Here is a 20,921-nt window from a genome sequence, read left to right as displayed (position 1 = left end):
CTGGGAGGGGACAGGTCCTGCTGTCGGCTACCCGCGGTGACACCGCGTGGCCGGTACCGTCTCCATCATCTGCCCGGTCGGCCGCGCCGTCATCCGCAGGAGGTGGTGGCGGTGGCCCCGTTGATGGTCCCGGTCGCCGAGACGCACAGGTCGCGGCCGAAGATCATCGGGGTCCAGAGCACGGTGCCCTTGCCGGAGCCCGACATCTTGGCCCCGTCCGAGCGGGTGGCGGTGGCGGCCAGGCTGGCCGAGCCGGCGGTGGAGACCACCCGGGCCCAGTTGTTGCCGCAGTACGGCGACCAGCGCAGCTCGACCCAGCCGAGCTGCTTGCCGTTGCTCATGATCGCCGCGGTCCGGATGTTCCGGGCCTGGTAGGTCTGCGAGCAGCCGGTGGCCTGCGGATCCTTGCCGTTGCAGCCCTGGTTGCTACAGGAGGCGGCGGCCTTGGCCGGCACCTGCGTGTCGGCCGCGTAGGCGGCCAGCGGGGCGCTCGCCAGCGCGAGGGCACCGAATCCAACGCCGATCCGGGAAGCGATTCGACGAGAGAACATGACTCCCCCTCCGGGGGATCAGAAAGCGCCGTCGCGGCGGGAGAACCCGCCGACCCGAGGCGACGCCTGGTGTCGAACACCTCAGCCATCCTGGCTCCCGGGCGGCCGCCGGTGGCGAGCCGCCATGCGCCGTTCGGGGGAAGCTGAGCGTGCCGGTCAGAGGAGGTTGTGCAGCTTTTCCCAGAGGGGCTTGCGCAGCTCTTCCCGCCGCAGGTTGAAAGATCAATCGGATAGGCGGTCTTCCAGTACCGCGCGATGGGGCGTGCGCCTTCGAACCGCGCGGATATTGAGTGCTCTTACAGTGCTCTTACATTCCGCACCGCTTCGGCCTACGCTGCGCGCCATGGCCACCATAGCCGTCACCGGCGCCGCCTCCGGCATCGGCGCGACCCTGGCCACCTGGCTGGCCGACGAAGGCCACCGGGTGGTCGGCGTGGACCTGGCCGGTGCCGACGTCGACGCCGATCTGGGCACGGCCCAGGGCCGGGCCGACGCGGTCGCCGCCGTCACAGAACTCTGTCACGGCCGCCTGGACGGCCTGCTCCCCTTCGCGGGCCTGGGCCCGGCCACCGGCCGGCCCGGCTCGCTGCTGGTCTCGGTGAACTACTTCGGCGCGATCACGCTCCTGGAAGGTCTGCGCCCGGTGTTGAAAGCGGCCGGAAGCAGCGCGGTCGTCCTGCCGTCCTCGAACTCCATCACCTGCCAGCCCGACTGGTCGACCGACGTCGCCGAGGCCTGTCTGGCCGGCGAGGAACCGCGGGCCCGCGCCTTGGCCGACGCCCTGGGCGAGCTCAGCGCGATCCCGACCTACCCGGCCACCAAAGCCGCCCTGGCCTGGTACACCCGCACCCGCGCCGCCGACTGGATCGCCGACGGCGTCCGGCTGAACGCCGTCGCCCCCGGCATGATCGACACCCCGATGACGCAGGCCACCCGCACCGACGGGCTCACCGCCGACGCCATGGCCGCCTTCGAGAAGACCATCCCGGCGGGCCGGCCCGGACGCCCGGAGGAAGTCGCGGCCACCGCCGCGTTCCTGTTGTCAGACCAGGCATCCTTCCTCGTCGGCTCGGTCGTGTTCTGCGACGGTGGGACCGACGCCGCATTGCGAGGAAGAGACTGGCCGCTGCCCTGGCGACCGGGGCGGTAGCCCGGCGACCTCATGGGTGATCTGCGAGCCCTGGCAGATCTCGATCATCACCAGTAGCCTTCGGCACCATGGATTTCCGGGAGCGGGGACGCTCTGATCAGGAGGACCGGCGCGGCCGGCGCGGCCCACGCGGCCCACGCGCATACCCGCGACTTGAGCCGTCCCAGTCGCGTCGCATATCCCTGATCCGCCGGCTCCGGCCGCTGCCCCGGCTGCGCCGCCGCGCCCCGGACCCGCGCTGGATCACCGGGCTGGTCGTGGGTCTGGGCGCGATCCTCACCCTGGGCTGGATCGGCCGCACCGTCGCGCCGTACTGGCCGAACTTCGCGCTGAACACCGCCGCGGACCTGATCGGCGCGGTGTTCACCATCTACGTCATCACCCCGATCATCGAGCGCGCCGGGCAGGGCGGCGTCCGGGAACACGCCGAACTGGACTACTCGCAGTTCCTGGCCAACGCCGCGCGGGCGAACAGCGTGATCCGGATCCTGGACACCTACTCCAACCTGCTGGCCGAACCGCACGCGGCGCGGTTCGAGGCGATGGTCCGCCAGGCCGTGGCGCGCGGGGTGTCCATCAGGGTCCTGCTGATCAACCCGACCACCATGGCCGCCGAGCAGCGCGACCTGGAGCTGGGCCGGGCCGATGAACTCGGCCCGATGCTGGAGCGGAACCTGGAGACGATCACCCGGCTGCACCGCTCCTTCGAGCAGGAGGGCGGCCCGCGCGCGCTCGGCTCGGCCGCCGACTTCCAGGTGCGGCTGTACTCCTCCGGCCCGGACGTCACGATGTACCGCTGGGACGACCGCGCGCTGGTGTCGTTCTACCCGGTGGGCAAGCTGTCCGGCCGCGCCGAACAGCTGGAGGTCATGGTCGACAGCCCGCTGGGATCCTTCGTCAACAACCGGTTCCAGGCCGTCTGGCACGCCGCCGCGCCGCACCAGGCGCTGACCCCGGTCACGGTGACCGACGACAACATCGAGCGCACCTACCTGGTCCGCTTCGTCGACCTGGAAGACGGCCGCCGCTACGTCGCCTCCCGCCGCGTCGAGCGCTTCCTGCGGCGCTCCGTCGGCGAGGTGCTGGCGGCGAACGACGGCCGCTCGTGCCGGCTGGAGAGCGCCGAGCGGGACCAGGTCGGGGCCGTGCTGGACTCCGCCTTCCGCCGGATCTACGGGGAGATCCCCGACACGGCCTATCTCCTGCTTCGAACCTCGGATCCATCCGTCCCCGGCGTCAGGTAGCGTCAGGGCGTGCAGCACACCAGCGGTGGCCGTCCCGTCGGGGACCGGTTCCAGGCCCTGGGCCCGAACCGGCTCGACGAGATCGCCACGAAGTACGGACTGGATCCCCGGCTCCGCGAGAGCGTCCGCTTGTTCTCGCTGGTCCTGCCGTTCCGGGTCAACGAATATGTTCTCAGCGAACTGATCGACTGGTCGGAACCGCACTCCGATCCGATCTTCCACTTGTTCTTCCCGCAGCCGGGCATGTTGTCCCCGGCCGACGAACAGCTGCTCACCACGGCCCGCGACGGCGGCAACCCGGGCGAGCTGGCCCGGGCGATCGCGAGCATCCGGGCCGGTCTGAACCCGCATCCGGAACACCAGCAGGACTTGAACGTCCCGCAGGACGCCTCCGGCCCGGTGCCCGGCACCCAACACAAGTATGACCAGACCCTGCTGTACTTCCCCGCAGCGGGCCAGACCTGCCACGCCTACTGCACCTACTGCTTCCGCTGGGCCCAGTTCGTCGGCGAGCCGGAACTGCGGTTCGCCGCCGCCGACCCCACGCGCACCGTCGAATACCTGCGTCGGCACCCGGAGATCACCGACGTCCTGGTCACCGGCGGCGACCCGATGGTGATGACCGCCGAGCGGCTGCGGCAGCACCTGGAGCCGTTCCTGGCTGTGGAATCGCTACAGACCGTGCGGATCGGCACCAAGTCGGTGGCCAGCTGGCCGCACCGCTACGTCACCGACCACGACGCCGACGCCACGCTGCGGCTGTTCGAGCAGATCGCCGAGGCCGGCAAGACCCCGGCCCTGATGGCGCACCTGAGCCACCCGGTCGAGCTGGAGCCGGCCATCGCCCGCACCGCCCTGGCCCGGATCCGCGACACCGGCGCGGTCGTCTACTGCCAGGCCCCGATCATCGGCCGGGTCAACGACGACGCCGCGGCCTGGGCCCGGCTGTGGCGCGCGGAGCAGCGCGCGGGCGCGGTCCCGTACTACATGTTCGTGGCCCGGGACACCGGCCCGCGCGACTACTTCAAGGTCCCGCTGGCCCGCTCCGCCGCCATCTTCCGCGACGCCTACAGCACCCTGCCGGGCCTGGCCCGCACCGTCCGCGGCCCGGTGATGTCCACCACCAACGGCAAGATCGTGGTGGACGGCGTCACCGAGGAGGCCGGCGCGGGCCGCTTCTTCGAGCTGCGCTACCTGCAAGCGCGCGACCCCCGTCTGGTCGGCAGGCCGTTCCGTGCTGTTTACTCAGCAGATGCCGCCTGGATCGACGACCTCGAACTCGTCCCCGGAACCCCGGCGGACATCCGGGCGGCGGCATCGGCCGGCGAAGACTAGATGATTGATCCCTGGGGGTACCGGCGTGAAACGGCACGCAGCCTCTGGCTGCCAAGGGCACAGTAGCGGCGCCTGGCCGCCCCGGCCGACCACCCACAGCCAAACCAGGGCTGAGGGCGGCCGTCCGGGTCGCACAGTGTTTCGCTGCCGCGGCCAGCGGGGCCTTGCCCTGAGCCGTTTCGCAAGTTCACATGTCAGCTGCGGTTCCGTATGCCGGAACCCCCAGGAATCAATCATCCAGGAACGCAAGAGCGAGGCATGAGCGACCAGCCTGAGACCCGTCCCTATCCTGGGGCGATGAACACACCCGGCGCGCGGCCCACCCCGGCCACCTCCGCCACGGTCCGCGAGCTGAACCTGCGCACCGTCTGGCGCGTGATCGAGCAGCACGCCCCGATCTCCCGCGCCGAGATCTCCCGCGCCACCGGCATCTCCAAGCCCACGGTCTCCGCCGTGCTGGAGGACCTGCTGCAGATCGGCCTGGTGGTCGAAACGGCCGACGCCTCCCGCGGCTTCACCTACGGCGCGGTGTTCTTCAAGCCGCGCCCCGAGGCGGCCTACGCGGTCGCCTTCGACGTCGGCGCCCGCCACCTGCGCGCCGCCCTGGTCGGCCTGGACGGCGCCGAGGTGGTGCGCAGCGACGCCGAGGTCGAGGGCAGGACGGCCGACAGCATGATCGGCGCCGCGGTGGAGCTGGCCCGCGAACTGGCCACCGCCGCCGAGATCGCCCCGGAGGCGGTGAAGCACGCGGTGGTCGGCGTCCCCGGCGTGGTGGACCGGCACGACGGCAGCGTCTGGGAGGCGGCCAACGTCCCGGGCATGCAGGGCTGGGCCGCGCGCGAGAAGTTCAGCGCCGCCCTTCAGATCCCGGTCACGGTCGAGAACGACATCAACCTGGCCGCCCACGGCGAATACGCCCGCGGCAGCGGCGGCACCGCCGACAGCTTCCTGTTCCTGTCCATCGGCACCGGCGTCGGCGCCGGCCTGGTCCTGGGCGGCAACCTGGTCCGCGGCTTCAAGGGCGCCGCCGGCGAGCTGGACAGCGCCTTCGAGCCCGAGTACGTCGACACCCCCGACGGCCCCGACACCGACGTCCCGACCACGATCGACCCCTGTGCCATGGCGATCCTGCAGTACGCGGCGGCCAAGCTCCCGGCCGAGCAGGACCTGACGATGGAGCGCGTCTTCGAACTGGCCCGCGCCGCCGACGCCGCGGCACTGGACGTGGTGGACGAAGAAGCCCGCCGGATCACCAACTACGTGGCCGTGGCCTCGGCGGTGGTGGACGTGGAGCTGGTCGTGCTCGGCGGCGGCATCGGCCTGAACGGCGACCTGCTCCTGACCCCGGTGGCCGAGCGCCTCGCGATGCGCCTGCCCTACCCGCCACGGCTGGAGACCTCGGCGCTGGGCAGCGGCGCGGTGCTGGCCGGCGCGGCGGCGCTGGGGGCCTCGCTGACGGTGGAGCAGTTGATTCGGGACTATTTTCGGGGTTAGGGCAGCCCTTCGCAGTCGGCACCGTTTTTTCGGGATCGACACCGGCGCGGTCCTGCCCTGCGTGCCAAGATCACCTCATGCCTTTCAACGACTACGACAGCTTCGCCGAGGCCTACGCCGCCGAAACCGAGTCCAATCTCATCAACGGCCACTACACCCGTCCGGCGATGTTGGACCTCGCCGGAGATGTGGCGGGCAGGCGGGTGCTGGACGTCGGGTGCGGGGCGGGGCCGCTGTCCGCCGCGTTGCGGGAGCGGGGCGCGATCGTGACGGGTATGGATTCCAGCGCCCAGATGCTCGAACTGGCCCGCAAGCGGCTCGGCGAAGGCGCGGACCTGCTACTGGCCGACCTGAGCGAGCCGCTGCCCTTCGCTGACGACTCGTTCGACGACGCGGTCGCGTGCCTGGTCCTGCACTACCTGCGGGATTGGTCGGCCCCTTTGGCGGAGCTGCGGCGGGTGCTGCGGCCCGGCGGGCGGCTGATCGTGGCGGTGGACCATCCACTCGTGACGACGCTGATGGACCCGGAGGCCGACTACTTCGCGACACGCGAGCGGTCCGAGGAGTGGGGCTTCGGCGGCCACAGTGCCCTGATGAAGTTCTGGCACCGTCCCCTGAATGCCACGACCGATGCCTTCACCGCCGCGGGCTTCCGCATCTCCGTTATCAGCGAGCCGCCGCCGGGGCCGCAGGCGCGCGAGCTGTTCCCGGACGAGATCAGGGCAGACCGTTCGGCGTTCTTGTGCTTCCTGTTCTTCGTCCTGCACGCCGAAGACCACGGCTGACGGACCGAGCGAGTTCGGCCCCTGATCCGCCAGCATCAGGGGCCGAACTCAGTCGTCAACCGTCCGGCCGCTCAGGCCATTTCCCACCGCCAGCCGCCAGCCCGTCAAGCGGCTGTGCCGCTCGGGCAGCCCCGCGCCTCAGCCGCTCGGGCAGTCCCGCGCCTCAGCCGCCCAAGGTCTCCTGCATGGCCGCGCCGAGCACCGCCGACCCGGTCATGTCCAGCGCCGGTTCGTCGGTCTGCCAGGACCGGACATCGTCGGAGAACCGGCTGCTGTGCCCGGTGAACTTGTTGTAAGCGTCCGTCCCGCCGGCCGGGCACTGCTTCATCCCGTCCTGATAGGAGCCCAGCCCGCCGGAGAAGTTGCTGGTGTTGTTCGGCCCGTTCATCACCGCGCCGGTGGCGATCGCCCCGGTGCCGTCCAGGCTCCCGGACAGGTTGGCCACCTGGTGCTGCATGCACTTCGGGAAGTTGCTCCCCTCCCCCACCATGAACGCCAGCCCCCACGGGTTCGCCCCCAGCAGCCAGTCGCGCTGCTCGGTGGCGAAGGCGTCGAACGACTTGTCGCCGCTGGCCTGCCGGTACAGTGCCTCCTCCGTCAGGAAGCCGAAGGTGTGCGCGTCCACATCGAAGTCGGCGTAGTTCCCGCCGGCGTGGAACACGTCCGCGGCGGCCTTGCTCGCCGCCGATTGCACCTGCCGCTTCAGGTCCGCGGTCAGCGCGGCCGGGGTCACCGCCAGGCCCGAGGGGTTGCCGGCGGCGGCGATCGCCTTGATCAGGTCGGCGTGCGCCAGTGCGCTGTTGTCGTAGAGGTTGAAGGTGTCCCCGGTGTCGGAGGCGATGTAGTCCTTGGCGTAGGTCGCCGCGTCGGACAGGTACGACGAGGGGCTGCGCCCCAGCTTCTGCGCCGCCAGCGCCAGTTCGGCGCCGCCGAGCTCCATCGCGTCGTGCCAGATCGGCTCCGGGTAGTACGCGTTCGGCAGCGCCGTGGTCAGCGGGTTCGGCGGGGCGCTGGTGTCAGCCTGCGCATACACCGAGGCAGCAGCCTGATACTCGGCGGCGGCCTGCGTCGGGTTGCCCGCGGCGTCGACCTGTGCGGCCAGCGCGAACGCGGCGGCGACCCGGCCGGCGATGTTCGGGCTGATCTTGGCGCCGGGGCTGGCGGCCAGGAACACCGGACGGTGCGCGGCGGCGTAGCGATCGGCGGTGGCGGCGTCGCCGTCGTCCTTCTGCGGCAGCCGCCACAGGTCGTGGTCGCCGTAGAAGGTGCCGGCGGAGTTGCCCGAGCCGATGCCGACCTGCAGGACCAGCGTCTTCGTGCTCTGATTCCAGGCCTTGTTCAGCCAGGTCTCGCCGAAGTGCGCCTCGGCGGACAGGCCGGCCGGGGCCGCCGAGCCCAGGGCACGCTGGGCGGCCAGCAGCGTGATGTCGCCGAAGGCCTCGTTGTCGGAGAACTTCAGGTAGTCGCCGGCGTCGAACCAGCCGCCGGAGACGTCGACCGTGCCGCCCAGCTTGGTCAGGTCGGAGCCGGTGATGGTGTCGGAGCCGCCGGCGGCGAACTTCGGCCAGGCGTAGATGCTCGCCGAGGAGTCGTGCAGGTGCGAGGGCTGCCGGTCCAGGCTGCCGGTGATCACGTCCGAGCCGTCACGCTGGGTCTGGAAGAACGTGACGCCGTCGGTGACCAGCTTGCCGTAGAGCGCGCCGGCCCCGGCGATCGTGAACGACGGCGAGGTGGCCGTGGCGCTGCCGGCGACCTTGATGTGGTACGTGCCCGCGGTCTTCAGGCCGCTGAAGACGATCGGGTAGACGTCCGGGTAGGCCGTGTTCCACTTGCCGAGGCTGGTGCCGCCGACCTTGCCGGTGAGCACCGTCTTGCCGCCGGAGTCCAGCACCGAGAACGCGGCCCCCGACACCGACCCGCCGGTCATCAGGTAGGCCTGCTTCGCGTCATCGGCCAGGAAGCCGGCCTGGTCCACGCGCACCAGCCCGGTGGTCGCGGCCTGCGCGCTGGCCGACAGCGCGGTCGCGGCGCCGACGGTCAGGCCGGCCAGACCGAGCGCGGTCAGCGCGGCGACGGTCTTGCGGCGCCGCGGGTGTGGTCGAGCCTTGGGAACCATGGAGTGCCCCTCCTTAGTTAGGAAAGGTTCCTAACGAGACGTGCCGTGAACTTACCCAGGGCACCGCACGCCGTCAAGGGGCTGAATCCCACGCCGAAGTCGCAGGTGGCGAATCGCGCGCCCGAAGCGCCACCGGAACAGTCGGCGACGCCACGCTAATGTGGAAAAAGGCCGGTAAGTACATCAGGCCTTTACGTACAACAGTGGGGGGAATCATGGCCGACCACACGAATGCCCGAGGCCGCACGGGCCTTGCGCTGATCCTGACGCTGCTGATGCTCTTCGCCACAGCATGCAAGTCCACAGCCGACTCGGGCTCCTCCTCGTCCAGTTCCGGCGGCACAACCGCAGTCGCCTCATCCGCACCCTCCCACGACGCGACCAAGGTCTGCGGCACACCGCCCTGCGAACGCTTCGTCTCCCGCGGCGACACCAAGACCCTGGCCAACACCCTCACCGACCACCCGATCCTGAGCACCGTCGCACTCCACGCGGCCGTGGTCATACTGTGCGGCGGGATCCTGTGCCTGCTCGGGGAGGGCGTGAGTATGGAGTACGTCAACCGCGCGGCCAAGGACGCCACCGCCCAGCACGCGTGCCTGATGGTCAGCATCCTGCCGGACAGCAGCAAGTGGAAGCTGGTCAGCCTCAGCGCCTCGAACCAGAGCCCTTACTGCACTGATTAGCAACTGACCAGACTGATTAGCAGCTGACCGGCAACCGCCGCCTGGCAACATAGGCAGATGCGCGTCGAACCTTTCACCGTGTCCGTGCCGGACGCCGTCCTGAACGACCTACGGGACCGGATCGGCCGGACCCGGTGGCCGGCGGCGGCGCCCGGCCAGACGTGGAGCCAGGGCGTCGATGTGGAGTACCTGCGGGAACTGCTGGCGTACTGGGCCGACGGGTACGACTGGCGCGCGGCGGAGCGCGAGCTCAACAGGTACCGACACTTCACCGCCGACATCGACGGCGCGCGGATCCACTTCGTGCACCACCGCGGCCCCGGCGACCGGATCCCGCTGATCCTGACCCACGGCTGGCCGAGCACCTTCACCGAGCTCCTGGGCCTGGTGGACCGCCTCGGCGACCGCTTCGACCTGGTAGTGCCCTCACTCCCCGGCTACGCGTTCTCCCAACGGCCGCCACACGTCGGGGTCGATCGGCGGCACGTCGCAGGCATGTGGCACCAGCTCATGCAGGGCCTCGGCTACGAGCGGTACGGCGCGGGCGGCAGCGACTTCGGCTCAGGCATCGCCACGCACATGGCACTGCTGGAGCCCTCGCGCGTGGTCGGGATCCACCTGAGCACACCGGAACTGACCCCCTACACCGGCCCCGACACACCACCACTCACATCCGAGGAACAGGCGTACCTCGCACAGGTGGAGCACTGGGACTCAACCGAACGCGGCTACAGCGCCGTGCAATCAACCCGCCCACAAACCCTCGGCTACGCACTGAACGACTCCCCCGCCGGCCTGGCCGCATGGGTGCTCGACAAGTGGCGCTCATGGTCGGACAGCGACGGCGACCTGAACGCCACCTTCGACCGCAACACCCTGCTGACCATGCTCACCATCTGGTGGGCGACGGAATCGATCACCACATCGATGCGCGACTACTACGACAACCGCTGGCACGGCTCGCCGATCGGCCCACGGGACCGGGTCCGCGTACCGACGGCGATGGCGGTGTTCGCGAACGAGTTCGTCTCCGAAGGCCAGGTGCCGCGCTCATGGTACGAGCGGCTGTACGAGGTGCGGCGGTGGACGACGTTCCCGCGCGGCGGCCACTTCGCGGCGATGGAGGTGCCGGACGTGCTCGCCACGGATATCGGGGAGTTCTTCGAGGGGCTGCGCTAGCTGTACCGCCCTGTGAGGTCGGGGACGCGCCAGCGCACAACCCGCGTCAAGCCCCCGCGGCTGCCAACGCCTGCGTGAAAGCAGTAGCCAGATCCCCAGAACTCGGCACACTCCACTGCGTGCCGTTGATGAACACCGCAGGCACGCCGGTGATCTTGTTCGAGGCGAACTGCGCGGCGTAGGTGCTCTCGATCGAGCCCGCGAACGGCTTGGAGATGACGCAGCTCTCGAACGCCGGGCTGTCCAGCCCGGGGATGGTCTTGGCGATGCTGATCAGCTTGTCCGGCTGCGCGAAGGCGTCCGTGGCCTCGTCCGGCTGCGCCGCGAACAACGCCTCGCGGTAGGGCTGGAACTTGGCAGCCTGGAAGGCACAGCTGACAGCGTTGGCGGCGGCCAGCGAGCCGGTGCCGCCGGCGTTGTGGTCGACCATGTCGACCGCGTGGTACTCGACCTGGATGCCGCCGGCCCCGAGCTTGGCGCTGATCACCGGTTGCAGCTGGTCGTGGACCGCCTTGCACGGCGGGCAGCGGTAGTCCTCGTAGATGGTGACCTTGACCTTGCCGACGCCCACCACCACGGTCGCGTCCTCGCCCGGCAGCTGGCCGCCGCCACTCTGCGGCGCCGAACCCGAACCCGAGGCCGAAGCCGGAGCCGAGCCCGAACCAGAACCAGAAGCCGGCCCTGAACCGGAAGCCGAGGAAGGCGACGTGGCCGTCGCGGTCGAACCGGAACCGTTCCCCGTCCCCGAACCCACCGTGCCCTGCGACGAACAACCCGCCGCCAACACACCGGTCACCGCACCGGTAACCACCAACAAAGCCAGTCTCCCCCTCATGCCAATCATGCTAATGGGCGGCAACCCACACCTCATAGCAGGGGGATCGACGACAGGCCGCCCTTCACGAAAGCTTTAGACGGCCTGTCACCACTAAGGGAACTATGGGAGCCCCATCGCGCCCCTACTCGATCCGCTCCCCCCGCTCAGCCTTCTCCACCAGCGACTGCGGCACGGCAAACCGCTCCCCGTACTTCCCGTGCAGCTCCTTGGCCCGCGCCACAAACCCGGTAACGCCGCCCTCGTAGCCGTTGATGTACTGGATCACGCCGCCGGTCCAAGCCGGGAAACCGATCCCGAGAATCGACCCGACGTTCGCCTCCGCCACCGACCGCAGCACGCCCTCATCGAGGCAGCGGACACTGTCCAGCGCCTCCGCGAACAGCATCCGCTCCTGCATGTCCTGGAACGGAATCCCGACATGCGGCGGGAACGCCTCGCGCAGGCCCGGCCACAGCCCGGCACGCTTGCCGTCCACGTACTCGTAGAAGCCGGCCCCCGCCGAGCGGCCGCCGCGGCCGTACTCGTCGATCATGCGGTTCAGGACGATCCCCGAGCCGTGCTCGACCCAGTCCGGGCCGGCGGCGGAACGCGCCTCGTTGCGGATCTTCTGCGGCAAGGTCAGCGTCAGCTCGTCCATCAGTTGCAGCGGCGGCGCCGGGTAGCCGGCCTGGGAGCCGGCCTGCTCGATGGAGTTCGGGCGCAGGCCCTCGTTGAGCATCGCCATCGCCTCGTCCAGGAAGCCGCCGATGACCCGGGAGGTGAAGAAACCGCGGCTGTCGTTGACGATGATCGGCGTCTTCTTGATCTGCTTGGCCAGGTCGAAGGCCTTGGCGATGGCGGCGTCCGAGGTCTGCTCGCCGACGATGATCTCCAGCAACGGCATCTTGTCCACCGGGGAGAAGAAGTGCAGGCCGATGAAGTCCGCGGGCCGCTTGACCGCCCGGGCCAGGCCGGTGATCGGCAGCGTGGAGGTGTTGGAGCCCAGCAGCGCGTCCGGGGCCAGGACGTCCTGGATCTCGCCGAACACCTTCGCCTTCAACTCCGGCGACTCGAAGACGGCCTCGATGACCAGGTCGGCGCCGGCCGCGTCGGCGGCGTCGGCGGTCGGGTGGATCCGCGCCAGCACCGAATCGGCGGCCTCGCGGGTCATCTTGCCGCGCGCCACCGCCTTGTCCACCAGCCCGGCCGAATACGCCTTGCCCTTCTCGGCCGCCTCGACACTGACGTCCTTCAGCACGACCTCGATCCCGCCGCGCGCACAGACGTAGGCGATCCCGGCGCCCATCATGCCCGCGCCCAGGACCGCGACCTTCGTGGCCGTCCAGGGCTCGTAGCCGGCCGGACGCGAAGCGCCGTTGGCCACCTTCTGCATGTCGAAGAAGAACGCCTGCGTCATGTTCTTCGCCACCTGGCCGGTGACCAGCTCGACGAAGTAGCGGGCCTCGACGGTCATCGCGTTGTCGAAGTCCAGGCGCGCGCCCTCGACGGCGGCGGCCATGATGTTCCGCGGCGCCGGGTAGTCCGCGCCCTTGAGCTGCTTGCGCAGGTTCGCCGGGAACGCCGGCAGGTTCGCGGCGAACTTCGGGTTCTTCGGATCGCCGCCGGGGATCTTGTAGCCGGGCACGTCCCAGGGCTGCTTGGCCTCGGGGTTGGCCAGCACCCAGGCCTTGGCCGCGGCCAGCAGTTCGGCAGGCGTGGCAACGACTTCGTGGACGAGTCCCACCTCAAGCGCCGCCTTCGCCTGGTAGCGCTGGCCCTGAAGCAGGACCTTGAGAAGGGCGTCGGCGATACCCAACAGCCGCACCGAACGCACGACGCCGCCGGCGCCCGGCAGCAGCCCGAGGGTGACCTCCGGGAAGCCGATCTCCGTGCCCTTGGCGTCCAACGCCACCCGGTGGTGGGTCGACAGCGCGATCTCCAAGCCGCCGCCGAGCGCCGCGCCGTTGATCGCGGCGGCCACCGGCCGGCCCAGCGTCTCCAGCCGCCGAAGCAGAGCCTTGATTTGCAGGTTGCGCGCCAGCACGTCGGCGGCGTCCTCGGGACGGGCCTGAATCAGCTCATTGAGATCACCGCCGGCGAAGAAGGTCTTCTTGGCCGACGTCACGACGACCCCGGTGATCTCCTCCTTCTCGGCTTCCAACCGGTCCAGGACCGGGCCGAGGGCCTCGATGAAGGCCCGGTTCATGGTGTTGGCGGACTGGCCGGGCGCATCCATGGTCAACGTGACCACGCCGTCGGCGTCCCGGTCCCAACCGATGTGGTTCTGCTCGCTCATAGTCCTCGTACCCGCCCTCAGACCCGCTCGACAATGGTGGCAATGCCCATACCGCCGCCCACGCACAACGTGACCAGACCGCGGCGCAGGTCCCGGCGTTCGAGTTCGTCGACGATCGTGCCGATCAGCATCGCGCCGGTGGCGCCCAACGGGTGGCCCATCGCGATCGCGCCGCCGTTGACGTTGACCTTGTCCAGCGGGAGGTTCTCCATGTCGCGCACGTACCGCAGCACCACACCCGCGAACGCCTCGTTGATCTCGACCAGGTCGATATCCTCGATGCCCAGGCCCGCCTTGGCCAGCGCCTTCTTCGACGCCGGCGCCGGACCGGTCAGCATGATCGTCGAATCGGCGCCGGAGACCGCGGTCGCCAGGATGCGGGCCCGCGGCGTCAGACCCGCGGCCTGCCCGGCCTGCTCGTTGCCGACCAGCACCAGCGCGGCGCCGTCGACGATGCCCGAGGAGTTCCCGGCGTGGTGGACGTGGTCGATCTTCTCGACCCAGTGGTACTTCTGCAACGCCACCGCGTCGAACCCGCCGAGATCGCCGATCGCCGCGAACGACGGCTTGAGCCCGGCCAACGTGTCCACGGTGGTACCCGGACGGATGAACTCGTCCTCGGCCAGGATCGTCAGACCATTGCGATCCCGGACCGGCACCACCGAACGCTTGAAGTGGCCGGCGGCGCGCGCCGCGGTGGCCAGCTCCTGGGACCGGACCGCGAACTCGTCGACCTCGGTGCGGGAGAAGCCCTCGATGGTGGCGATCAGGTCGGCGCCGATGCCCTGCGGGATGAAGGAGATGTCGTAGGCGGTCTCCGGGTCCTCGAACCAGGCGCCGCCGTCGGAGGCCATCGGCACCCGGGACATCGACTCCACGCCGCCGGCCAGGATCAGGTCCTCGCCCAGGCCCGAGGCGACCTTCTGCGCCGCGGTGTTCACCGCCTCCAGGCCCGAGGCGCAGAACCGGTTGAGCTGCACACCGGCGGTGGTGTCCGGGAGCCCGGCGCGCAACGCCGCGACCTTGGCTATGTCCGAGCCCTGCTCGCCGATCGGGGACACCACGCCGAGGATCACGTCCTCGATCAGCGCCGGGTCCAGGTTCGGGTGGCGGGCCTGCGTCTCCTCCATCAGGCCCACCATCAGCGAGATGGGCTTCACGGTGTGCAGCGAGCCGTTCTGCTTGCCCCGGCCGCGCGGTGTCCGGATCGCGTCGTAGACGTACGCGTTCGACATCGCTGTTCCTTTCTCTTTATCCGACGTTTCTTCTGTCCGACGTTCTTCTGTCCGGCGTCCGCTACAGCGAGCGGGCGATGAGTTCCTTCATGATTTCGTTGGCGCCGCCGTAGATGCGCTGCACCCGGCCGTCGACGAACAGCCGCGCGATCGGGTACTCGAGCATGTAGCCGTAGCCGCCGTGCAGTTGGACGCAGCGGTCGACGACCTCGGTCTGACGGTCGGTGATCCAGTACTTGGCCATCGAGGCGGTGGTGGCGTCCAGACCGCCGTCGAGGTGTTTCCGGACGCAGTCGTCGAAGAAGACCCGGGCCACCCGCGCGATGGTGGCGCACTCGGCCAGCTCGAAGCGGGTGTTCTGGAGCTTGAACAGCGGCTTGCCGAAGGCCTCGCGCTGCTTGGTGTAGGCCACGGTGTGGTCGACGGCGGCCTCCAGCATCGCCAGCCCGGCCGCCGCGACCAGCAGGCGTTCCTGCGGCAGCTGCACCATGAGCTGGACGAAGCCCTGGCCCTCGACGCCGCCGAGCAGGTTCTCGGCCGGGACCCGCAGGCCGTCGAAGAAGAGCTCGGCGGTGTCGGTGCTGTGCTGGCCGACCTTGTTCAGGACCCGGCCGCGCTGGAAGCCGGGGGTGTCGCGGTCACCGTCACCGTCACCACCGCCGTCACCACCGACACCACCGACACCGTCGCCGACCTCGGCGACCAGCAGCGAGACGCCGTGCGCGCCCTGGCTGGCATCGGTCTTGGCGGCGATGACGATCAGGCCGGCGGTGTGGCCGTTGGTGATGAAGGTCTTCGCGCCGCTGATGACGTACTCGTCGCCGTCGCGGACCGCCTTGGTGGCGATGCTCTGCAGGTCCGACCCGGTCCCGGGCTCGGTCATGGCGATCGCGCCGACCAGGTCCCCGGAAGCCATGCGCGGCAGCCAGCGCCGCTTCTGCTCCTCGGTCGCGTAGGCGTTGATGTAATGCGCGACGATGCCGGCGTGCACGATGATCGCCATCGCACCGGCGCCGACCCGGATCTGCGCCTCGATGACGGCGACCTCATGCGCGAAGGACCCGCCCCCGCCGCCGTACTCCTCGGGAATCGACACACACAGCAACCCGACCTTGCCGGCCGCCTGCCACATGTCCTTACCGGGGAAGCCCTGCGCCGCGAACTCCTCCTCCCGGGGCAGCGCCTCATTGGTGAAGAACGACGTCGCGAGCTCGCGCAACGCCTCCACATCATCGCTCGCCCAGGGCGACCTGCTCATCCGCGACTCCCTGCATCTACCGAGGCCCACAGCCTAACGGCGATTAACATCGCGCGGCAGCGAGCCCGGTGTCAAGAGCACCGCCAGCATCAACGCCCGCAGCCGCCCGGCTACTCCCGGCCGCTCCAGCAGCCGGCGCGTCCGAACCGCGTCATTGACGACGGCGAAGGCCGCCAGCACCCGGATCCGCACCTCCTCAGGCGACGCGCCGGGCCGCACCGAGGCCAGCAGCCCGGCCCAGTGCTCGGTATAGGCGCGCTGGAAGCGGCGGGTCTCGGCCCGGTCGCGGTCGGGGAGGTTGTGGCCTTCGGTGAAGTAGGCGGCGACGAGGTCTCGGGAGGTGAGGACGGTGGTGACGTAGCGGGTGGCCAGGTCGGTGAGGGTGGTGAGGGCGGTGAGGGCGGTGACGGTAGTGAGGGCGGTGGCTGGCGAACTGAGTGAGATGTCCGCGCTTGCCTCGGCGGCAACACTGGCAGCGAGACTCTCGGTTCCGGCAGCCCGCGCGCCAGCTGCCGCATCGCCGCTTGCCTCGGTGGCATCGCTGGCAGCGAGACGCTCAGCTTCGACAGCGCTCGCGCCAGCCACCGCATCGCCGCTAGCACCGGCAGCGATATCGCTCACAGCGCGGCGATCACCAGCAAGATGCTCAGCATCCGCAGCCACTTCGCTCTCAGCAAGATGCTCGGCACCCGAGCCGGCCGAGACACCCGCGCTCGCCTCAGCCGCAGCCTCAGCCTCAGCCTCCACAGCCCCACTCCCCACAACATCCCGCCGCAGCCGCTCCCCGATCCGCTCCGTAATCGTCCGCAGCAGCTCCGCCTTGCCCGCGAAGTGGCTGTAGACACTCGGTCCCGCGATCCCCGCCGCCGCCCCGATCTCGTCCAGCGTGACCTCGTGGTACCCGCGGTCCCGGAAAAGCCGTGCGGCGGCTGCGAGGATCCGCTCTTTGCGGTCTTCGCTTGTTGGCTCGTTGAGGGGCCAGTTATCTGTCGCCCCCGCCCCGAACTCGGCTCCCACCACATCCATCGCGATGCCGGCCAGCAGCTCCTCGAAGGCCGCTCGGGGTAGTCGCACCCGGTGGTCTGAGATGCTCCCCAGCACGCTCAGCGCCGCCCAGGCCATCGACTCCGCGTCCGCCGCGTCCAGTTCCGGGCGCAGTAGGCGTAGTTCGGCGACCGCCGCGTCGCAGGCCCGGGCCATGCGCTTGGCCAGTTCGGCGGCGTCGTGGGGGGTCAGGTGGCGGTATTCGCGGCGCCACATCACGCCGAACTCCGGGCGGCGGATCACGAAGGCCGCCAGGTCGCGGTAGGTCATCCGGAGCCGTTGGGCCGGGTCCGAGGTGCCGGCCAGGTCGGCGGCTACCACGCGGTCCATCTCGTCGAAGCCGGAGCGGACCACCTCGGCCAGGATCGCCTGCTTGCCCGGGAAGTGGCGGTAGATCGCCGGTCCCGACAGTCCGGCGGCCGCCGCGATGTCGCCGACGGTCACGTTGTGGTAGCCGTCGCGGGCGAACAGGCCGGCGGCGATGGCCGTCAGCTGCTCGCGGCGGGCGGCGCCGGAGCGCGCAGGCCCGGAGCGCGCGGCGCCGGTTCGCGCCGCGCCGGTGCTCGGGTTCGGGGTCCCAGTCCCACTCCGGGTCGTCATGCCGACAGCTTGATCCGACATCGGCCCTGCTGACAAGGCAGAGGGGGCGAGCGCCGAGCCACAGCAGAGCGATCCGCTGCGCTCAGCGCCACGCGATGCTCACCGACCCGCTGCGCTCAGTGCCCGCCGGCGTCGAGCACCGCGACGCCCGCCACGTGCGCCTCGATCCGCTCCACCGGCAGCGCCACCGCCTTGGCCCAGTAGTAGACGACCAGGCTCACCACCGCCACCGCGGCCAGTGACGTCCACTCCGTGAACCACGGATCCTTCATCGGCCCGAACGCGCTGGTCCGCACGATGATCCCCATCACCACCAGGTACGGCAGCAGCCACTGCGCCGAGCGCAGCTCCAGCGGCGGGTGGTTGGGGTTCAGGTGGAAGATCCGCGAGATCGCCAGCAGCACGTAGCCGATCACGATCGCGATCCCGAGCCGCCAGTCGGTGTCCCAGCCGGCCCACAGGATGATCAGGTTCGCGACGATGAACGCGAAGGGCGCCAGCACCGCCCCGCCGGCCAGCCGGTAGGGGCGCTCGACGTCCGGCAGCTTCTCGCGGAACACCCCGAAGGCCAGTGGCGCCCCGGCGTACATCAGCACGCTGGCGGAGGTGATGAACGACACCAACTGCTGCCAGCTCGGGAACGGCAGGAAGCAGATGCACGCCGCCACGAACGCGGTGATCATGCCCAGCCACGGCACGCCCCGCTTGGTGAGGTACTCGTACTGCACCGGGATGTAGCCGTTCTTGCTCAGCCCGTACGTGATGCGCGACGTGGAGGTGGTGTAGATCAGCCCGGTGCCGCCGGGGGAGATGATCGCGTCGATGTACAGGATGGTCGCCAGCCAGGCCAGCCCGACCAGCGTCGCCAGCCCCGCGAACGGGCCGCTGATGTTCTTGTAGTCCAGGTGCGCCCAGCCCGCGGCGAACGTCGCGGCCGGCAGCGCGGCGATGTAGACCACCTGAAGCATGATGTAGATCGCGGCGCCGATCAGGATCGAGAGGATGGTCGCGCGCGGGATGTCCCGCTTGGGGTTGCGCGACTCGCCGGCCAGCTGGATCGCCTGCTCGAAGCCGAGCAGGGCGAAGATGATGCCGGAGGTCGACACCGCGGACATGATGCCGTGGGCGCCGAAGGGCATGAAACCGCCGCCGGACTTGGCGGTGAAGTTCGAGGTGCGGAAGTTCGTGAACGCCAGCACGAAGATCGTGAACAGCGGCACGCCGATCTTCCACCAGGTCGCGGCGTTGTTGACGGCCGCCAGCTTCTGGATCCCGAGGAAGTTCACGGCGGTGAACACCGCCATCAGGAAGATCGCGACCAGCTCGCCGTACCCGGTGAGCGTGCCGTCCTTGTGCTGCCAGCTGTCGGCCCAGGTGTAGTGCTGGGCGTAGCCGATCATCGCCTGGACCTCGATCGGCGGCACGGTCACCGCCTGGAGCCAGGTGAACCAGCCGAACGAGGCGCCGGCCGCGCCGCCGAAGGCGTAGTGCGGGTAGCGCGCGGTGCCGCCGGCGACCGGGAACATGCCGCCGAGTTCGGCGTGCACGAACGCCAGCGTGATGATCGCCACCGCCGCGATACCCCAGCTGATCAGGGCCGCGGGACCGGCGGCGACCACCGCCTTCTGCGCGCTGTAGAGCCAGCCCGAGCCGATGATCGAGCCCTCAGAGGCCCACAGCAGGCCGATCAGGCCGACTTCGCGGCGCAGGTTGGTGGAGTGCGAGTCGGGGGCCCCGGGTGTCGCGTCTAGTACCGCCATAGTGGAGGACTTGAGCTGAATGAGTGCTTTTGTAACCTTCTTACACCCGAACGGGTCCTCCCGGCGGACAGAACCGGGGCGACTGAAATGTCAGGCCAGTCAGAACAGCCAGATCAGGACTGGTCAGAACAGCCAGATCAGGACCGCGATACCAAGGCCCTGGCTTGGGCCGGATCGAGGGCGTCGCGCGCCCGCTCCGCGAGTTCCCGACACTCCCGCAACGTCCGCGCGCTCAACTCGGCGTGCACGGCGGGCACCGCGGCGGCGGCCATCGACAGCGACGTCACCCCCAGTCCGACGAGCACCGCCGCCAACCGCGGATCGGCCGCCGCCTCGCCGCAGACCCCCACCGGCTTGCCCGCCGCGCGCCCGGCTTCGGCGGCCAGCGCGATCAGCTCCAGCAACGCCGGCTGCCAGGGGTCGAGCAGGTCGGGCAGCCGGCCGTCCTGGCGGTCGGCGGCCATCGTGTACTGGCCGAGGTCGTTGGTGCCGATGGACAGGAAGTCGAGGTGCTCCAGCAGCCGGGCCGCGCGCAGCGCCGCCGCCGGGATCTCGACCATGGCGCCGACGTGCTGAAGGCCGTGGGCCCGGGCCCGGGCGGCGAAGTCCGCGGCCTCGGCCGGGGTGGCGACCATCGGGGCCATGACCCAGACCTCGCAGGCCGCCGCCGCAGCCGCCGAGGCGATCGCGGCCAGTTGGTCGTCCAGGACTTCCGGACGCAGCCGGGCGGTCCGCAGTCCCCTGACGCCGAGCGCCGGGTTCTCCTCCTCGGGCAGCGCGAGGAACGGCAGGGGCTTGTCGGCGCCGGCGTCCAGGGTGCGGATGACGACGCGGGCGCCGGGGAAGGCGTTGAAGAGCTCAAGGTAGGCGGCGTGCTGCTCGGCTCGGGAGGGTGAGTCTTTGCGGCCGAGGAACAGGAACTCGGTGCGCAGCAGGCCGACGCCTTGGGCTCCGGTTCGGACGTCCTTGATGGAGCCGATGTTCAGGTAGAGCGATACCGGGTGGCCGTCTTTGGTGTGGCCGGGGCCGAGGCCGGCGAGGTCCACGTGGGTGCGGGCGGCGCGGGCGGGCGGCAGGTCGGCGCTGTTCGCGGCGGGCTCGACGCCGACGGTGACGGTCCCGGAGGTGCCGTCGACGGCGACGTTCGTGCCGTCGGCGATCCCGGTCGCGCCGGCGGCGGCCACGATCGCCGGGATGCCGAGGCCGCGCGCCAGGATCGCGGTGTGGCTGGTCGGGCCGCCGCGCTCGGTGACGATGGCGAGGACCTGATCGGGGTTCAGGTTCGCGGTGTCGGCCGGGGCGAGGTCGGCGGCGACCAGGACGAAGGGATGGCCGGGGTCGGGGATGCCGGGGATGGGGCGGCCCAGGACG

The 20,921-nt window shown here is 70.2% G+C and carries 16 protein-coding genes; 7 read left to right on the top strand and 9 right to left on the bottom strand.

Annotation, left to right across the window (positions count from 1 at the left end; translation table 11 throughout):
- Positions 1-89: 89 nt before the first annotated feature.
- Entirely contained in the window at positions 90-551 is a 462-nt protein-coding gene (locus IZR01_RS30920) for a DUF2690 domain-containing protein (RefSeq protein WP_194896750.1), read from the bottom strand.
- Between the two features lie 343 nt (positions 552-894).
- On the opposite strand from IZR01_RS30920, the gene IZR01_RS30915 reads away from it, so the two are divergent.
- The 5 genes from IZR01_RS30915 to IZR01_RS30895 all read left to right on the top strand — a co-directional run bounded on the left by IZR01_RS30915 (position 895) and on the right by IZR01_RS30895 (position 6,559).
- Positions 895-1,701 carry an SDR family oxidoreductase gene (locus IZR01_RS30915; protein ID WP_194925926.1) on the top strand — a complete coding sequence of 269 codons (807 nt, stop codon included), beginning with the start codon at positions 895-897 and terminating at the stop codon, positions 1,699-1,701.
- Between the two features lie 68 nt (positions 1,702-1,769).
- The gene (locus tag IZR01_RS30910; RefSeq protein WP_194896748.1) at positions 1,770-2,945 is read left to right on the top strand and encodes a hypothetical protein; all 1,176 of its coding nucleotides are present in this window, start codon (positions 1,770-1,772) and stop codon (positions 2,943-2,945) included.
- Positions 2,946-2,954: 9 nt separating this feature from the next.
- Positions 2,955-4,280 (top strand): KamA family radical SAM protein, encoded by a 1,326-nt coding sequence (locus tag IZR01_RS30905; protein WP_194925925.1) that lies wholly within the window; start codon positions 2,955-2,957, stop codon positions 4,278-4,280.
- Between the two features lie 297 nt (positions 4,281-4,577).
- Complete coding sequence (locus IZR01_RS30900; RefSeq protein ID WP_228560590.1) at positions 4,578-5,774, top strand: ROK family transcriptional regulator; 1,197 nt, start codon at positions 4,578-4,580, stop codon at positions 5,772-5,774.
- A 77-nt stretch (positions 5,775-5,851) separates the two neighbouring features.
- Positions 5,852-6,559 carry a class I SAM-dependent methyltransferase gene (locus tag IZR01_RS30895; protein ID WP_194925923.1) on the top strand — a complete coding sequence of 236 codons (708 nt, stop codon included), beginning with the start codon at positions 5,852-5,854 and terminating at the stop codon, positions 6,557-6,559.
- Positions 6,560-6,722: 163 nt separating this feature from the next.
- Here the strand turns inward: IZR01_RS30895 and IZR01_RS30890 are convergent, their stop codons facing one another.
- Entirely contained in the window at positions 6,723-8,675 is a 1,953-nt protein-coding gene (locus tag IZR01_RS30890; protein WP_194925922.1) for a glycoside hydrolase family 9 protein, read from the bottom strand.
- Positions 8,676-8,890: 215 nt separating this feature from the next.
- On the opposite strand from IZR01_RS30890, the gene IZR01_RS30885 reads away from it, so the two are divergent.
- The gene (locus IZR01_RS30885) at positions 8,891-9,361 is read left to right on the top strand and encodes a hypothetical protein (protein WP_194896744.1); all 471 of its coding nucleotides are present in this window, start codon (positions 8,891-8,893) and stop codon (positions 9,359-9,361) included.
- Positions 9,362-9,418: 57 nt separating this feature from the next.
- The gene (locus tag IZR01_RS30880) at positions 9,419-10,540 is read left to right on the top strand and encodes an epoxide hydrolase family protein (protein ID WP_194896743.1); all 1,122 of its coding nucleotides are present in this window, start codon (positions 9,419-9,421) and stop codon (positions 10,538-10,540) included.
- A gap of 46 nt (positions 10,541-10,586) precedes the next feature.
- On the opposite strand, the gene IZR01_RS30875 is transcribed toward IZR01_RS30880, so the two are convergent.
- The 7 genes from IZR01_RS30875 to IZR01_RS30845 form a co-directional block, all read right to left on the bottom strand.
- Positions 10,587-11,375, bottom strand: coding sequence for a DsbA family protein (locus tag IZR01_RS30875; RefSeq protein ID WP_194896742.1), 789 nt, complete (start codon positions 11,373-11,375; stop codon positions 10,587-10,589).
- A gap of 124 nt (positions 11,376-11,499) precedes the next feature.
- The gene (locus IZR01_RS30870; RefSeq protein ID WP_194896741.1) at positions 11,500-13,653 is read right to left on the bottom strand and encodes a 3-hydroxyacyl-CoA dehydrogenase NAD-binding domain-containing protein; all 2,154 of its coding nucleotides are present in this window, start codon (positions 13,651-13,653) and stop codon (positions 11,500-11,502) included.
- Between the two features lie 17 nt (positions 13,654-13,670).
- Entirely contained in the window at positions 13,671-14,888 is a 1,218-nt protein-coding gene (locus IZR01_RS30865; RefSeq protein WP_194896740.1) for an acetyl-CoA C-acetyltransferase, read from the bottom strand.
- A gap of 61 nt (positions 14,889-14,949) precedes the next feature.
- Complete coding sequence (locus IZR01_RS30860; RefSeq protein WP_194896739.1) at positions 14,950-16,146, bottom strand: acyl-CoA dehydrogenase family protein; 1,197 nt, start codon at positions 16,144-16,146, stop codon at positions 14,950-14,952.
- A gap of 33 nt (positions 16,147-16,179) precedes the next feature.
- Positions 16,180-17,790: a TetR family transcriptional regulator gene (locus tag IZR01_RS30855; RefSeq protein WP_194896738.1), complete on the bottom strand. Its 1,611-nt coding sequence runs from the start codon at positions 17,788-17,790 to the stop codon at positions 16,180-16,182.
- A gap of 116 nt (positions 17,791-17,906) precedes the next feature.
- Positions 17,907-19,550, bottom strand: a complete 1,644-nt coding sequence (locus IZR01_RS30850; RefSeq protein ID WP_194896737.1) for an APC family permease — start codon at positions 19,548-19,550, stop codon at positions 17,907-17,909.
- A gap of 137 nt (positions 19,551-19,687) precedes the next feature.
- Positions 19,688-20,921: putative PEP-binding protein (locus IZR01_RS30845; protein WP_194925921.1), on the bottom strand; the 1,234-nt coding region annotated here is incomplete at its 5' end.

It is taken from the genome of Catenulispora pinisilvae (assembly GCF_015356865.1).
Taxonomy (GTDB): domain Bacteria; phylum Actinomycetota; class Actinomycetes; order Streptomycetales; family Catenulisporaceae; genus Catenulispora; species Catenulispora pinisilvae.
This window is presented reverse-complemented; position numbering and strand designations above follow the sequence as displayed.

Excerpts from the sequence above, each read along its gene's own strand:
- IZR01_RS30920 (WP_194896750.1), bottom strand. The coding sequence starts at position 551 with ATGTTCTCTCGTCGAATCGCTTCCCGGATCGGCGTTGGATTCGGTGCC.
- IZR01_RS30915 (WP_194925926.1), top strand. The coding sequence starts at position 895 with ATGGCCACCATAGCCGTCACCGGCGCCGCCTCCGGCATCGGCGCGACC.
- IZR01_RS30910 (WP_194896748.1), top strand. The coding sequence starts at position 1,770 with ATGGATTTCCGGGAGCGGGGACGCTCTGATCAGGAGGACCGGCGCGGC.
- IZR01_RS30900 (WP_228560590.1), top strand. The coding sequence starts at position 4,578 with ATGAACACACCCGGCGCGCGGCCCACCCCGGCCACCTCCGCCACGGTC.
- IZR01_RS30895 (WP_194925923.1), top strand. The coding sequence starts at position 5,852 with ATGCCTTTCAACGACTACGACAGCTTCGCCGAGGCCTACGCCGCCGAA.
- IZR01_RS30890 (WP_194925922.1), bottom strand. The coding sequence starts at position 8,675 with ATGGTTCCCAAGGCTCGACCACACCCGCGGCGCCGCAAGACCGTCGCC.
- IZR01_RS30885 (WP_194896744.1), top strand. The coding sequence starts at position 8,891 with ATGGCCGACCACACGAATGCCCGAGGCCGCACGGGCCTTGCGCTGATC.
- IZR01_RS30880 (WP_194896743.1), top strand. The coding sequence starts at position 9,419 with ATGCGCGTCGAACCTTTCACCGTGTCCGTGCCGGACGCCGTCCTGAAC.
- IZR01_RS30875 (WP_194896742.1), bottom strand. The coding sequence starts at position 11,375 with ATGAGGGGGAGACTGGCTTTGTTGGTGGTTACCGGTGCGGTGACCGGT.
- IZR01_RS30870 (WP_194896741.1), bottom strand. The coding sequence starts at position 13,653 with ATGAGCGAGCAGAACCACATCGGTTGGGACCGGGACGCCGACGGCGTG.
- IZR01_RS30865 (WP_194896740.1), bottom strand. The coding sequence starts at position 14,888 with ATGTCGAACGCGTACGTCTACGACGCGATCCGGACACCGCGCGGCCGG.
- IZR01_RS30860 (WP_194896739.1), bottom strand. The coding sequence starts at position 16,146 with ATGAGCAGGTCGCCCTGGGCGAGCGATGATGTGGAGGCGTTGCGCGAG.
- IZR01_RS30855 (WP_194896738.1), bottom strand. The coding sequence starts at position 17,790 with ATGACGACCCGGAGTGGGACTGGGACCCCGAACCCGAGCACCGGCGCG.
- IZR01_RS30850 (WP_194896737.1), bottom strand. The coding sequence starts at position 19,550 with ATGGCGGTACTAGACGCGACACCCGGGGCCCCCGACTCGCACTCCACC.